Annotated in this window: 1 protein-coding gene; it reads right to left on the reverse strand. The window is 69.0% G+C overall.

Annotation, left to right across the window (positions count from 1 at the left end; genetic code table 11):
- A partial coding sequence (locus tag ACYVO7_RS25795; RefSeq protein WP_460452618.1) for an ABC transporter ATP-binding protein occupies positions 1-497 on the reverse strand: 497 nt, incomplete at both ends.

The raw sequence follows: 497 nt of genomic DNA on the forward strand, positions 1-497 counted from the left end.
GAGAGGAAGATGTCGGTGATCTCGTCGGCGATGCGCATGAATTCAGGGCTCTTGCGGCCGTCCAGCCCGCGCGGGCGCACCATGTCGACGGGGATTATGCGCTCGATCCTGCCCGGGCGCGGGCTCATCACCACGACGCGGTCGGCCAGCAGCACGGCCTCGTCGATGGAATGCGTGATGAACAGGACGGTCTTGCGCGTCGCCATCCAGAGCGCCTCCAGGTCGAGCCGCATCTGCTCGCGCGTGAGCGCGTCCAGCGCCCCGAAGGGCTCGTCCATGATGAGCATTACGGGGTCGTGGATGAGGGACCGCGCGATCGCGCAGCGCTGCCGCATGCCGCCGGAGAGCTCGTAGGGATAGCGGTCGGCGAACTCCGCAAGCCCGACGCGCCGCAGCAGCTCGTCGGCGCGCGCCGCGTAGTCGGCCTTGCGCAGGCCCCGCATCTCGATCTGGAAGAGCAGGTTCTCGCGCACGCTGCGCCAGTCCAGCAGCACGGG

The organism is Alsobacter sp. SYSU BS001988 (assembly GCF_054796215.1).